12 protein-coding genes are annotated in these 12,608 nt (G+C 62.6%); 8 read left to right on the top strand and 4 right to left on the bottom strand.

Annotated features, from left to right (window positions below; genetic code table 11):
- Positions 1-8: 8 nt before the first annotated feature.
- The 3 genes from M728_RS12675 to secA form a co-directional block, all read right to left on the bottom strand.
- Complete coding sequence (locus M728_RS12675; protein WP_026622655.1) at positions 9-1,283, bottom strand: GNAT family N-acetyltransferase; 1,275 nt, start codon at positions 1,281-1,283, stop codon at positions 9-11.
- Between the two features lie 3 nt (positions 1,284-1,286).
- Positions 1,287-2,675 carry a lipopolysaccharide biosynthesis protein gene (locus M728_RS12670; RefSeq protein ID WP_026622656.1) on the bottom strand — a complete coding sequence of 463 codons (1,389 nt, stop codon included), beginning with the start codon at positions 2,673-2,675 and terminating at the stop codon, positions 1,287-1,289.
- A 268-nt stretch (positions 2,676-2,943) separates the two neighbouring features.
- The gene (secA, locus tag M728_RS12665; RefSeq protein ID WP_026622657.1) at positions 2,944-5,652 is read right to left on the bottom strand and encodes a preprotein translocase subunit SecA; all 2,709 of its coding nucleotides are present in this window, start codon (positions 5,650-5,652) and stop codon (positions 2,944-2,946) included.
- 245 nt (positions 5,653-5,897) lie between these two features.
- Here secA and M728_RS12660 point away from each other — a divergent pair, with 245 nt between their 5' ends.
- The 6 genes from M728_RS12660 to M728_RS12635 all read left to right on the top strand — a co-directional run bounded on the left by M728_RS12660 (position 5,898) and on the right by M728_RS12635 (position 10,343).
- Positions 5,898-6,755: a peptidylprolyl isomerase gene (locus M728_RS12660; protein WP_026622658.1), complete on the top strand. Its 858-nt coding sequence runs from the start codon at positions 5,898-5,900 to the stop codon at positions 6,753-6,755.
- A 177-nt stretch (positions 6,756-6,932) separates the two neighbouring features.
- Positions 6,933-8,174 (top strand): bifunctional glutamate N-acetyltransferase/amino-acid acetyltransferase ArgJ, encoded by a 1,242-nt coding sequence (gene argJ / locus M728_RS12655; RefSeq protein WP_026622659.1) that lies wholly within the window; start codon positions 6,933-6,935, stop codon positions 8,172-8,174.
- 81 nt (positions 8,175-8,255) lie between these two features.
- Positions 8,256-9,074 (top strand): N-acetyltransferase, encoded by an 819-nt coding sequence (locus tag M728_RS12650; protein ID WP_026622660.1) that lies wholly within the window; start codon positions 8,256-8,258, stop codon positions 9,072-9,074.
- The gene (mutT, locus tag M728_RS12645) at positions 9,074-9,487 is read left to right on the top strand and encodes an 8-oxo-dGTP diphosphatase MutT (protein ID WP_026622661.1); all 414 of its coding nucleotides are present in this window, start codon (positions 9,074-9,076) and stop codon (positions 9,485-9,487) included. The genes M728_RS12650 and mutT overlap by 1 nt, the downstream gene beginning before the upstream one ends.
- 278 nt (positions 9,488-9,765) lie before the next feature.
- Positions 9,766-10,086 carry a hypothetical protein gene (locus M728_RS12640; RefSeq protein ID WP_026622662.1) on the top strand — a complete coding sequence of 107 codons (321 nt, stop codon included), beginning with the start codon at positions 9,766-9,768 and terminating at the stop codon, positions 10,084-10,086.
- An 83-nt stretch (positions 10,087-10,169) separates the two neighbouring features.
- A complete protein-coding gene (locus M728_RS12635; RefSeq protein WP_026616286.1) occupies positions 10,170-10,343 on the top strand; it encodes a Flp family type IVb pilin in 174 nt (57 codons plus the stop codon).
- A 171-nt stretch (positions 10,344-10,514) separates the two neighbouring features.
- On the opposite strand, the gene M728_RS12630 is transcribed toward M728_RS12635, so the two are convergent.
- Complete coding sequence (locus M728_RS12630) at positions 10,515-11,414, bottom strand: methyltransferase domain-containing protein (protein WP_026622663.1); 900 nt, start codon at positions 11,412-11,414, stop codon at positions 10,515-10,517.
- 59 nt (positions 11,415-11,473) lie between these two features.
- On the opposite strand from M728_RS12630, the gene M728_RS12625 reads away from it, so the two are divergent.
- Together M728_RS12625 and grxC are read left to right on the top strand one after the other, a co-directional pair.
- Positions 11,474-12,250 (top strand): ComF family protein, encoded by a 777-nt coding sequence (locus tag M728_RS12625; protein WP_051441027.1) that lies wholly within the window; start codon positions 11,474-11,476, stop codon positions 12,248-12,250.
- 47 nt (positions 12,251-12,297) lie between these two features.
- Entirely contained in the window at positions 12,298-12,555 is a 258-nt protein-coding gene (gene grxC, locus M728_RS12620; protein WP_034884370.1) for a glutaredoxin 3, read from the top strand.
- The last annotated feature ends 53 nt before the right edge of the window (positions 12,556-12,608 follow it).

Raw genomic sequence — 12,608 nt, 5'->3', positions numbered from 1 at the left:
CCGGCCGGTCACCGGCCGGCGAGCGCGCGTATTTTTTCCCGCAGCAGGCGGGCCATGTTGCGGGTGTTGCGATAGAGGTGGAGCTGAGCGGCGACCTGGCGCACGTCCCGGTCACGGTTCTGCTCGAGGCCGACAACGAGTGTGCCCATCTCCTCGCGCTCCTGCCACAAGCGGCTCATCACCGGATGATCGGGCACCGCGCAGGAATCGGAGCGGACGATATTTGCGTCGTCCAGGTGCCATTCGGTGAGTTCCGCCACCAGGAGCTTGCCCGGCGAGAACTTCGCATAGCGCTCGTCATAGGCCGTCTTCCACGCATAGGCCTCGCCCGCCATCAGCAGCACGACGATCGCCGCGATCGCCCTGCCGTTGAGGTCGAGCGTGTGGATGCGCACGCTGTCCGCCTCGGCGAGATTGGTCACCGCCTCCCTCGCGAAGGCGGCGCGAAAGCGGTCCATGATCATGGCGCTGCGTTCGCGGCCCTTCCAGCCGGATGCCTCAAGCGCCAGGAATTCCTCCAATCGCAATCGGATCTCGTCCGGCCGGCGTGCGACATTGTAGGCGAGGGTTCCCTCCTTGCCGAGATTGTTCCATTGCCGCCTCAGTTCCTTAAGATGCGCGGGGCTGATCGCCTTGCGCAGATAGGTTGGGCCGTCGAGCAGGCTTTCGAGCATCGGTCGGCTGAAGGTATCGGTCACCGTCAACGGCAGGTTCTCGCTGATGGCGACGGCACGGGTGAGCTGCGCGAATTTGCCTTTGAGCCTTAGGTCCGGAAGCACGAGGATGGGCGGCAGGCCGGAGGAGGGGGCGGCCAGCGCCTCGTAAAGGTTGCTGATCGTTTCGGCCGCGTCCTCCGCATCCAGAAGCGGCGTGCCCAAGGGGCCGAACGGGTTGGACCAGGCGCGAATGATGGTCGCACCGATCGAGAAGCCCGGCTTCTCGATGGAAAACGGCATGAGGAATCGGATGCGGCTGCGCTCTTCGTTGTTGTCGCGGACCACCGCGAGCCGGATGACCCGGTCCTCGAGCCGCGGCATTGCCGGGGCGAGGAAACGCCCGGTGAAGAAGACGTTCGGCTCGATCGCGCGGTTGGAGAGGAAGTCGAGTTCCCGCTGCAGCTCGTAGCCGGCTCTCGCCGGATAGACCGCCAGGTGCCGTCCGGGACGCCCGACCGGCAGGGTCCTTTCGGCCTGCGAAGTGTCGAAGCCGGGGTGCGCCAGGCCGCCGAGCAGGCGGGTCGCACTGCTGTTTACGTCTCCGGGAAGATGGACATTGCCGCTCATGGCTCAAATCGCCTCGTTCTTGTCATTGCCGCTCATGGCGCCCGCAAGCGCCAGCAGCGCGAAGCCGAACGTGTGTCTGACGGCGACGTGCAGGATCGCCGCCTCCGCAAACATGGCACCGGCCGTCGCAGCGGCCGCGCCGGTCAGACCGAAAAGCGGGATAAGCGTTACATTCAGTGCGATGTTCGTGGCGAGTGCGCCTGCATAGAGGATCACGCAGAGCTTCTGACGCCCGGCCATGGTGAGCAGCGTTTCGGCGGGGCCGACGAAGGCCTTGGCCAGAATGCCGGCAAGCAGGATCGCCATCAAAGGGGTGCCCGCGATGAAGGCCGGGCCGAAGAGCGAAAGCAGGAAGTCGCCGGCCGCGAGCACGGTGCCGCCGATCGCGAGCGACGGCCAGAAGGACCAGCGCGCACTCTCGACGGCGATCTCCGCCAATTGCTTGCGGTCACGCAGGGCCATCGCCGCGGAAAAACGCGGGCCTGCCGCCGCCTTCACCGCGAACATGACGAAATGAACGAGCGCCATGGTCTTCGCTGCCGCGAAGTAGATCGCTACATCGCCGGGTTTGAGATAAAGCCCGACGATCACGACATCGGAATTGGTGAGCAGGAAACCGAAGCCGTCGACGAGAAAGATGGGCACCGAAACACGCAGCCAGCGCCAGAGCTCGACCTTCATCGGCCCGCGAACGTAATGCTTGCCGAGCCGCCATATCATGGCAAGGAACTGTCCAAGCGTTGTCACATAGGTGGCCGCCAATGCGGCGGCCACGGCCGTCGTCGCGTCGTGGGGCATCCCGGCCGAACTTGCGAGCAGCATGAAAGCGAGAATGAGCAGTGGGCGCGCGATGTAGGTCGGGCTCATGGCGGCGATCGCCCAGCTATGGGCGCGCGCGGTGCCTTCCATCACGTCGCCGAGCGCGATCATCGGCAGGGTGGTGAGGCCAAGATAGAGCGGAATGATGTAATAGCCTTCGACCATGGAGCCGAAGAGCCAGAGGCCGGCCCCGCCGACCATAGCGAGTGCCGTCGCCGAGAGCATGGCGAAGATGCGTGCCGTCATCGTGAGACCGCGGATTTCGGCAAGGGCGGCGGCCGTATTGTATTCCGGCAGGAAGCGGATGATCGCGGCATGGAAACCAAGGCACGACAGATTGCCGAAGAGCACCGCCAGCACCCAGACGAAGATGAAGATGCCGTATTCGAATTCACCCATCAGGCGTGCGAGGACGATCTGCGAAACGAACGCGATGGCTGCGCTGAGAATGCGGATGGCAAAGGCGATGAGGGCCATTCGCTGCGCCCGACTGCGGGGATCGGCGCTGGACAGAACGGGCGCGAGCCGCCTTAGCAAGGAGTACAGGCGATGCCTCAGCGCCGACGGCAACATTCGTCCGGCTGATTGACATACCGCCATGAACACGAGGACACCCTGAGATTACGCAATACAGGGCTTCACTTCTGTCAGATCAGCGTTAACAAACAGTTCCGTCCGGTCGTATCTCGAAGACGTCGCGGCCGCAGCCGAGTTCGCGCCGCGCAAACCGAACGCTGATCCAATAGACATGAAAATGCCGCCCGGAGGGCGGCATCCAAAATGAGGGAAATGTGGAGCGGTTTTTTGCCCGCATCCCGACCTCAGCTATCAGCTCCCGAAATCATGCCACGTACATGCCGTGGCAATGCTTGTATTTCTTCCCGGAGCCGCAGGGGCAGGGCTCGTTGCGAGCGACCTTGCCCCAGGTCGAAGGATCGGCCGGATTGCGGTCCGCCTGAGCGGCAGCCAGCATGGGTGCAGCCGGCGCAAAGTCGTCCTCGCCGGTCAGCGGATCGATGTGATGTGCTTCCATCGGCGGCAGTTGCTGCGGCGGTTCGGGCGCCTCGCGCACCAGTTCGACGCGCATCATCTGCGCCGTGACAGCCTGACGGAGGTTCGAGAGCAGGGCCTGGAAGAGTTCGAAGGCCTCGGACTTGTATTCCTGCAGCGGATCACGCTGGGCATAGCCGCGGAAGCCGATGACCGAACGCAGGTGGTCGAGATTGACGATGTGCTCGCGCCAGAGGTGGTCGAGCGTCTGGAGAACGACCGAGCGCTCGACATATTGCATGATGTCGGGCCCGAAACGCTCGGCGCGTTCGGCGGCCGCCTTGTCCGCCGCGGCGGTAATGCGCTCGCGGATATCGTCCTCGGCGATGCCGTCTTCCGCCGCCCATTCGGCGATCGGTAAATCGAGGTTGAGGTGTTGCTGGACGTCCGCCTTGAGCCCCTCGACATCCCATTGCTCGGCATAGGCGCGCTCGGGGATGCGCTTCGAGACGATGTCCTCGATCACTTCGTTGCGCATGTCGGTGACCGTCTCGGTGACGCTCTCCGCGTCCATCAGTTCGATGCGCTGTTCGAAGATGACCTTGCGCTGATCGTTGAGCACGTCGTCATATTTCAAGAGGTTCTTGCGGATGTCGAAGTTGCGCGCCTCGACCTTCTTCTGGGCGCGTTCGAGCGCCTTGTTGATCCAGGGATGGACGATCGCCTCGCCTTCCTTCAATCCCAGCTTCTGCAGCATGCCGTCCATCCGGTCGGAGCCGAAGATGCGCATCAGGTCGTCCTGTATCGACAGGAAGAACTTCGAGCGGCCGGGGTCGCCCTGGCGGCCCGAACGGCCGCGCAACTGGTTGTCGATGCGGCGGCTTTCATGCCGCTCGGTGGCGAGAACATAGAGACCGCCGGCGGCGAGCGCCTTGTCCTTGAGCTTCTGGACTTCTTCACGGATCGCCTTTTCGCGCGCTTCGCGCTCGGGACCCGGCTCGACCTCGGCCAGTTCCTGCTGGATGCGCATGTCCGGGTTGCCGCCGAGCTGGATGTCGGTGCCGCGGCCGGCCATGTTGGTGGCGATCGTAACCGCGCCCGGAACGCCGGCCTGGGCGACGATATAGGCTTCCTGCTCGTGATAGCGGGCGTTCAGTACCTGGAATTTCGAGAAACCGCTCTTCTTCAGCATCTCGGCGAGCAACTCGGACTTTTCGATCGAGGTCGTGCCGACGAGCATCGGCTGATCGCGCTCATGCGCCGCCTTGATTTCTTCGATGATCGCCTTGTACTTCTCGGCGGCCGTCCGATAGACCTCGTCGTCCTCATCGACGCGCTTGATCGGCAGGTTCGTCGGAACTTCCACCACTTCAAGGCCATAGATATTGCCGAATTCCTCGGCTTCCGTCGCCGCGGTACCGGTCATGCCCGCAAGCTTCTCGTACATGCGGAAATAATTCTGGAAGGTGATCGAAGCGAGCGTCTGGTTCTCAGGCTGGATCTGCACCTTTTCCTTGGCTTCGAGCGCCTGGTGCTGGCCTTCGGAATAGCGGCGACCTGGCATCATGCGGCCGGTGAACTCGTCGATGATGACGATCTCGCCGTTGCGTACGATGTAGTCTTTGTCGCGCTGGAAGAGCTTGTGGGCCTTCAGCGCGTTGTTGACGTGGTGGACGATCGCGACGTTCTCGATGTCGTAAAGCGACTCGCCCTTCAAGAGGCCGGCCTCGCGCAGCAGGTTCTCTATCTTCTCGGTGCCTTCCTCCGAGAAATTGGCCGAGCGCTGCTTTTCGTCGATCTCGTAATCTTCCGGCGACAGGAGCGGAATGAAGTCGTTGATGGTGTTGTAAAGATCGGAGCGGTCGTCGAGCGGGCCGGAGATGATCAGGGGCGTGCGCGCTTCGTCGACCAGAATCGAATCTACTTCGTCGACGATCGCGAAGAAATGACCGCGCTGCACCATCTGCGCGCGTTCGTACTTCATGTTGTCGCGCAGATAATCGAAGCCGAGTTCGTTGTTGGTCGCGTAGGTCACGTCGCAGGCATAGGCGTCGCGGCGCTGCTCGTCGGAGAGCCCGTGGATGATGACGCCCGTTGTCAGACCGAGAAAGCCGTAGACGCGACCCATCATGCTGGCGTCGCGCTGGGCGAGATAGTCGTTGACGGTGACGACATGCACGCCCTTGCCGGCGAGCGCGTTGAGATAGACGGGTAGCGTCGCGACGAGCGTCTTGCCTTCGCCAGTCTTCATTTCGGAGATGGCGCGCTCGTGCAGGATCATGCCGCCGATGAGCTGGACGTCGAAGGGGCGCAGGCCGAGAACGCGGCGCGCGGCCTCCCGCACGACGGCGAAGGCCGGCACGAGGATGTCGTCCAATGTCTTGCCTTCGGCGAGCTGCTGACGGAATTCCACCGTTTTTGCCGCCAGCGCTTCATCGCTCAGCGCTTTCATTTCGGATTCGAGAGCGTTGATGGCATCCACGCGGCCATTGTAGCCGCGGACGCGGCGATCGTTGGCCGAACCAAACAACTTGCGGGCAAGGCCGCCGAGACTGACCATACGAATGGTCCTTTCCTTATGTGTCGCCCTGGGGTTCCAGCTTCCCGGTCACAAAACCGCGCAATGCCGTGAAACCCCGGAAACTGTTCTGGACGCGAGGTTGCGTGACAGATAAGAGGGGGGTCGGATTATGTCAACGCACTTGCACAGCTGGATGGCTGCAGAACCGCCACATTCTGGTGTTGTGCAGCCGCTCGAAGGCCGAGGACAATCGCGCTGGCGGTCAATGGTGAAAGGTTAGTATCATGGCTAAATACAAGACTCTGGCAGCCGCGGCGCTGGTCGCGATTATCGCCGCAGGCGGTGCTGCGCGCGCCGAAGGTACCGATCCCGTGATTGCGAGGGTGGGCGATCAGGAGATCCACCAGTCGGAGCTTGATCTCGCCATCATGAGCCTCGATCCGCAGCTTCAGCGGATGCCCGATGAACAGAAGCGTGCAGCAGCACTTTCCGCGGTCATCGACGTCAAGCTCCTGGTAAAGGACGCCGAAAAGGAAGGGCTCCAGAACGATGCCGCGTTCAAGCAGCGCGTCGCCTTCCTGACTGAGCGCGAACTGCATAACGCCTTCTTCAAAAAGCATGTCGTCGACGCCGTAACGCAGGAAGAGGTGAAGGCACGCTACGACAAGGAAATCGCTGCCATCCCGCCGCAGGAAGAGGTGAAGGCGCGCCATATCCTCGTCAAGACCGAGGACGAGGCCAAGGAGGTCATCAAGGAGCTCGATGCGGGCAAGAGCTTCGTCGAGCTCGCCAAGGCCAAGTCTACCGATCCCAACAAGGAAGAAGGCGGCGACCTCGGCTATTTCACCAAGGGCCGCATGGTGCCGGAATTCGAGACGGCCGCTTTCGCGCTGGAAAAGGGGGCCTATACAAAGACGCCGGTCAAGACGCAGTTCGGCTTCCATGTGATCCTCGTCGAGGACAAGCGTCCGCAGGCTCCGCCGACGCTCGAGCAGGTCGAGCCGCAGGTTCGTCAGCTTGTAATGCGCGACAAATATCTTGAGCTTCTCGCTTCCGCGAAGAAGGCGACCGCGGTTGAGATCTCCGACCCGGCGCTGAAGAAGGCCTATGACGAGGCCGGTAAGGCGCAGGAGAGCAAGTAGCAAGTAGTTTTCCGGCTGCGCGATCCTTCGGGAAGACGCATCGCGCCGAGCAGGAAAAGGGCAAGCTTGACTTGCCCGCATTCCGCTCTGCCCTCAACAGATCAGAATGCCCGGCGGCTGAATGCCGTTCGGGCATTTGTCGCACCATCCGAGGCTTCTCAAAAGCAGGTTTCTCCCATGTCCGGCTCCGTTTCCCCGCTTGCTCCGAAAACCTTTGCTGAAATGCCGGCCCTCCGCGGCGTACGTATGGCCACCGCCGCTGCCGGGATCAAGTACAAGAACCGCACGGATGTGCTGATGATGGTCTTTGACCAGCCGGCGGCGGTCGCCGGTGTTTTCACGCGGTCGAAGTGCCCCTCCGCCCCGGTCGATTTCTGCCGTAAGAATCTGCCCGGCGGCATTGCGCGCGCCGTCGTCGTCAATTCCGGCAACGCCAACGCCTTCACCGGTAAGAAGGGCAGGGACGCAACGGAGCTTACTGCTGAGGCCGCGGCCAAGGCTGTCGGCTGCAGCGAAGGCGAAGTCTTCCTGGCATCGACCGGCGTGATCGGCGAGCCGCTGGACGCCACCAAGTTTGCCAGGGTGCTCGATCGTCTCGCTGCGTCGGGCACGGAGGATTTCTGGTTCGAGGCGGCCAAGGCGATCATGACGACGGACACCTATCCGAAGGTTGCCACCCGCAGCGCCGAGATCGGCGGCGTCAAGGTCGTCATCAACGGCATCGCCAAAGGCGCCGGCATGATCGCGCCCGACATGGCGACCATGCTCTCCTTCGTCGTCACCGATGCTGACATTGCGCCGGCTGCGTTACAGGCGTTGCTTTCGGCCGGCGTCGGTCCGAGCTTCAATTCGGTGACGGTCGACAGCGACACCTCCACCTCCGACACGCTGATGCTCTTTGCGACGGGTGCTGCGGCGAAGGACGGCCAGGCAAAGGTCGAAGACGCGGCCGACCCGCGCCTCGGCGGTTTCCGCGCCGGCCTCAACGACCTGCTGCGCGACCTCGCCCTTCAGGTGGTGCGCGACGGTGAAGGCGCACGCAAGATGGTGGAAGTGACCGTGGAGGGAGCCGAGAACGACGCCGCGGCCAAGCGCATCGCGCTGTCGATCGCCAATTCGCCACTCGTCAAGACGGCGATCGCCGGCGAGGACGCCAATTGGGGTCGCGTGGTCATGGCCGTTGGCAAGTCCGGAGAGATGGCGGAGCGCGATCGGCTGGCAATCTGGTTTGGCGATGTGCGCGTTGCCGTCGAGGGCGAGCGCGATCCTTCCTATTCGGAAGCGGCCGCGACGGCGGTCATGAAGGGCGAGACCATTCCGATCCGTGTCGATATCGGCCTCGGTTCCGGTCGTGCCACCGTCTATACCTGCGATCTCACCAAGGAATATGTCGAGATCAACGGCGACTACAGAAGCTGATGCGTTTGGAGATTGCGTCGATACGCGGCATGGCGGCGCAATCATCGCTCCTCATTCCGCTAACGCGCAGCATTCAAGGCGATGGACATGACATCGAACGACAGAAAGCCCCCGACCGAGGGGGCGATGGACGGGTATCCCGCAGCGATCGATCTTCCGAGCGTGCGGCGGCTGGAAGCCGTGGGCTTCCGGGCCTGGCCGGCGGCCTCGGTACAATATGACGGCAGCTGGCTCATCCGGCTTACCGCCGGGCACCCGTCCAAGCGGCTGAATTCCATCAATCCGCTCGATCCGTCCGACTATCGTGACATCGCCATTCGACTCGAGAAGGCGGGCAGGCGCTTCGCGGAACTCGACCGTCCGCTTACGGTCCGCCAGACGCCGCTGACGCCGTCGCAGATGATTGCTTATATGGACGAGCAAGGCTGGACCTCGTTCGCCCACAGTCTGGTGTTGGCACTCGACCTCGCCGAACGGGATTTCGGGGAAGGCATCGACCATCTACCGATCAAGGATGTCGGCCGTTTTGTGGATGCCCGTATCCTGATCGGCGGGGAGGCTGCGGAGACCAAGCCGGCGCTGACCGAAATCATCAACGCCATCAAGCCCGAATGCGGCCTGTTCCTGTTCGAGGACCGGAAGATCGGTCCGACGGCGGTGTCGCTCGTCGTGCATGACAACGATCTTGCCGGCATCATGCAGTTCGCGGTGGCCGAGGCGGTGCGCCGGCAGGGTGTCGGCAGGGCGCTTCTGGATGCTTCGCTGCGCTGGGCGCGGCTCAAGGGCGCGAAGAAGGCGTGGCTGCAGGTGGAGGCGGCAAACGAGCCGGCGGTTGCGCTTTATCGCGATGCCGGCTTCACAGAGGTCTATCGTTATCTTTATCGAATGCCGAAGGTCTGATGGCAATGCAGGGGAAGAAGATCGTGCTCGTCGCCGCCTGCGCTCTGGTCGATTCCGACGGGCGCATCCTTTTGGCGCAACGGCCGGAAGGAAAGCCACTGGCTGGGCTGTGGGAGTTCCCCGGCGGCAAGGTAGAGCCCGGCGAAACGCCGGAGGACACGCTGATCCGCGAGCTCGATGAAGAGCTCGGCATCCGCACCAAGGTGGCCTGCCTCGCTCCGCTGACCTTTGCGAGCCACAGCTATGACGACTTCCACCTCCTGATGCCACTCTATATATGCCGTCGCTACGAGGGTTTTGCCGAAGGTCGTGAAGGCCAGGCGATCAAATGGGTGCGACCAAAGGCACTGCGCGACTATCCCATGCCGCCGGCGGATGAACCGCTGATTCCGTTCCTGATGGATCTGCTTTAGCGCGGGAAGAGGAAAAGTGTGCGCGGTTTTCCGCCTGCATTCCGCTATCCTTTTTTGCCGTCTTCTGCGTTGCAGCGAGAAACGGCCATGGCGGAATTTCAACTCCCCTTAAATTCCGAAATTCATTAATCGAAAGTTTATCACCCGCGGGCAAAATCGAACCTATCAGTTTCGGTGCCTGTCGAGTTCGACGGCGCCGTTTTCGAGCAGGTGTGGTCGGGTCGAGGCTTGGGAAGGGTGCTTTTGCCCCGCCGCTCTTCGTGTTTCATGAGGCTGGAATGGTGGACGAGGATTTCTGGAGGACGGTTCAGGACAAGGATCTGGCGACGAGCCAGTCCCGCCGAACAGGTGTGCTCAATCTGTCGCTGCTGTTCGGAACAGCGGTGATCGCATTGACGCTGATCCTGACGCCGATGCTGTCGGCGAAGAACGACAAGCGGATGCTCGCGAACACGCCGATCGACTACGACAATATCTCGACCGGCTCGATTCCCTCCGGCGGCACGGCCAAGCGCTACACGGTCCGCCGCAGCGTGCTGCAGGAAATGCCGGGCGCCGTCTGCATTATCGATGCCGATGGCAGCAAGAGCGGATGCTGAGCGCAGCACGGGTGATAGATGCGTGGCGTTACGGATCTTTTCTTAAATCCTAACCGCGGCGCTGCAGGCGGACTGGAGGACGAATGCGCATGCTAAGATGCCTGGTTCGCAGCCGTGATGGCGCCACCGTCGTCGAATACGGCCTCCTCGCCGCACTGATTTCCGTCGGACTCCTAATCGGGCTGCAGAATTTCTCTGGTGCGCTGCTCGACATGCTGACCTTCATCACCGATACGCTCGAGGGAGCCTGGGCGTAAGCCCGAGCGGCCGGCCGTGCCTCAGCAGCGACACTGCAGCGCCGCGCGTCCTACCAGACGCGCAAAGGTCGCTGTAGCACTTTGAATTGCTGCATGTCTTTGTCCTTAAATCGAGGTCGATTCAAGGAGACATGCAGTAGCGGCCGCGCAAAGGTCGCTGAGGCGGCCGAATCACGACTCGTCTCCGCGATCTTTGAGCTTGTGCTCTCTGGCCCCCAGCGCATCGGACAGTCGCTGTTTCGCCGAACCGGGCTTCAGCGGTTTCTGCTGGCTTTCATGCGGCGCCCAGCCGGAGACATAGATGATGGAGAAGGTGGCGCGAACGCGGCCATCCGGATCGGAGAAGCGTTCCGCGTAGATCTCGGCCGCCTTGAGAAAAAATCGTTTCGGCATGGGCTTGCGGTTGCGCGAGGCGAGCGGGTTGGTCATGCCCATCGCCCGCAGGTCCCTGATCAAATCGAACAGCGAATCATAACGGACCGTGTAGGTTTCGGCATCGGCCACGGGCAAGGCGAAGCCGGCCCGCTGCAGAAGGGCGCCGATGTCGCGCACGTCGGCAAAAGGGATAACTCTGGGGCTCGCTCCGCCCGTGAGTTCCGCTTCCGCGGCGAGGAGCGCTTCGCGAAGTTCCTGCAGCGTGCCGCTGCCGGGAATGGCGGCGAGGAACAGGCCATCGGGCCTCAGGACGCGGCGTGCCTGAATGAAGACGCCGGGCGTGTCGTTCGTGAGGTGCAGCGACAGCGGAGAGACCAGCAGGTTGAGCGATTCCGGTTCTGCGGGGATGCGTTCCAGAGGCGCGATCGTGACCGGCTCGTCGGCAGAGCCGAAGGCGCGATCCGTCTCCACCCGTTCGATGGTTCCGACCTTGCCGGTCTCGGCAAGACAGCGCGCGGCAATCCCGGTATAGCCGTGCAGTTCCATGGCCTTGTCGAATTGCCGTTCGACCACGCTCACGCGGTCAGCCAGCTCCTGTGCGACGATATCGAGAAGGAAAGTTGCCTTCTGATCGCCCTGGCGAAGCGCGCGGCGGCGATGCGCCTCGACGAGGCTCTGGTCAAAGATGATTTCCACGATACTCTCTCCGCAATTACGGATGCGAGAGAAACCCTGACGCGGACAAAGTCAACCTCATGGAACAGGACGAATGGAGAAATCGAGCCAGGCGCTGGGCGGCGCTGCTCCGCCGGCTCGGAGCGGACGCGATCGATCTCGTCTTTCCGCCGGTCTGCTGCGGCTGCGGCCGTCTGACCGGCGACGCGCGTGCTATCTGCCCCTCCTGTTGGGGCGGCATGCGGCTGATCGAACGGCCCTATTGCGAGGTCCTGGGACTGCCTTTCGCCTTCGACCCGGGGACGGGCGTGGTTTCGCCCGAGGCGATCGCGAATCCGCCTGTTTTCGACAGGCTGCGCTCCGTCGCTGCTCACGACGGCATCGTGCGCGATCTGGTGCACGGCTTGAAATACCGCGACCGCACGGATCTTGCGCCGATGATGGCCGAATGGATGATCCGAGCCAGCGACGGCGCCGTTGCTTCGGCCGACATGATCGTGCCGGTGCCCCTCCACGCATTCCGTTTATGGACACGAAAGTTCAACCAGGCTGCAGAGCTTGCGCGCTCCATCGCCCAAGGCTCCGCAAAGCCCTTTAGGCCGGATGCGCTGCGCCGCGTCAAGCGCACGAGCCGGCAGGTGGGCCTTGCTGCGCGAGCGCGCGAGGAGAATGTACGCGGCGCCTTCGCTGTCCCGGAAGGCGTCAGGCAGGGCCTTGTGGGCAAACGCATCGTGCTTGTCGACGATGTCTATACGACCGGCGCAACCGTTTCCGCTGCGACGCGTGCGTTGAAGCGGGCAGGGGCCGGAGACGTTACGGTTTTGACCTTTGCAAGAGCCATGCCCGGTCCTATATGACAAAGAGATGTCCGGCATCTATGTCGGTAAAGGGGCAGTTGGAGAGAATGGCTTCGGTCGTCATTTATACGCGTCAGTTCTGCGGCTATTGCACGCGAGCGAAGAGACTTCTGGAAAGCAAGGGCGTCGATTTCATCGAGCACGATGCAACCTTTGATCCGGGGCTTCGCCAGGAGATGATCGAAAAGTCCAAAGGCGGCAGGACATTCCCGCAAATCATCATCAACGATGTTCCTGTCGGCGGTTGCGACGATCTGCACGCGCTCGATCGCGCCGGCAGGCTCGACGAGATGCTCGCGGCCTGAGGTGGAGTGAAGAGGCGGACGCGCAGCCGCGGCCGGCCTGCCCATCCGAAGAG

Source organism: Ensifer sp. WSM1721 (genome assembly GCF_000513895.2).
Taxonomy (GTDB): domain Bacteria; phylum Pseudomonadota; class Alphaproteobacteria; order Rhizobiales; family Rhizobiaceae; genus Sinorhizobium.
This window is presented reverse-complemented; position numbering and strand designations above follow the sequence as displayed.

What these genes read in the sequence shown, in the direction of transcription:
- M728_RS12675 (WP_026622655.1), bottom strand. Translation starts at nt 1,283, where the DNA reads ATGAGCGGCAATGTCCATCTTCCCGGAGACGTAAACAGCAGTGCGACC.
- M728_RS12670 (WP_026622656.1), bottom strand. Translation starts at nt 2,675, where the DNA reads ATGTTGCCGTCGGCGCTGAGGCATCGCCTGTACTCCTTGCTAAGGCGG.
- secA (WP_026622657.1), bottom strand. Translation starts at nt 5,652, where the DNA reads ATGGTCAGTCTCGGCGGCCTTGCCCGCAAGTTGTTTGGTTCGGCCAAC.
- M728_RS12660 (WP_026622658.1), top strand. Translation starts at nt 5,898, where the DNA reads ATGGCTAAATACAAGACTCTGGCAGCCGCGGCGCTGGTCGCGATTATC.
- argJ (WP_026622659.1), top strand. Translation starts at nt 6,933, where the DNA reads ATGTCCGGCTCCGTTTCCCCGCTTGCTCCGAAAACCTTTGCTGAAATG.
- M728_RS12650 (WP_026622660.1), top strand. Translation starts at nt 8,256, where the DNA reads ATGGACATGACATCGAACGACAGAAAGCCCCCGACCGAGGGGGCGATG.
- mutT (WP_026622661.1), top strand. Translation starts at nt 9,074, where the DNA reads ATGGCAATGCAGGGGAAGAAGATCGTGCTCGTCGCCGCCTGCGCTCTG.
- M728_RS12640 (WP_026622662.1), top strand. Translation starts at nt 9,766, where the DNA reads ATGGTGGACGAGGATTTCTGGAGGACGGTTCAGGACAAGGATCTGGCG.
- M728_RS12635 (WP_026616286.1), top strand. Translation starts at nt 10,170, where the DNA reads ATGCGCATGCTAAGATGCCTGGTTCGCAGCCGTGATGGCGCCACCGTC.
- M728_RS12625 (WP_051441027.1), top strand. Translation starts at nt 11,474, where the DNA reads ATGGAACAGGACGAATGGAGAAATCGAGCCAGGCGCTGGGCGGCGCTG.
- grxC (WP_034884370.1), top strand. Translation starts at nt 12,298, where the DNA reads ATGGCTTCGGTCGTCATTTATACGCGTCAGTTCTGCGGCTATTGCACG.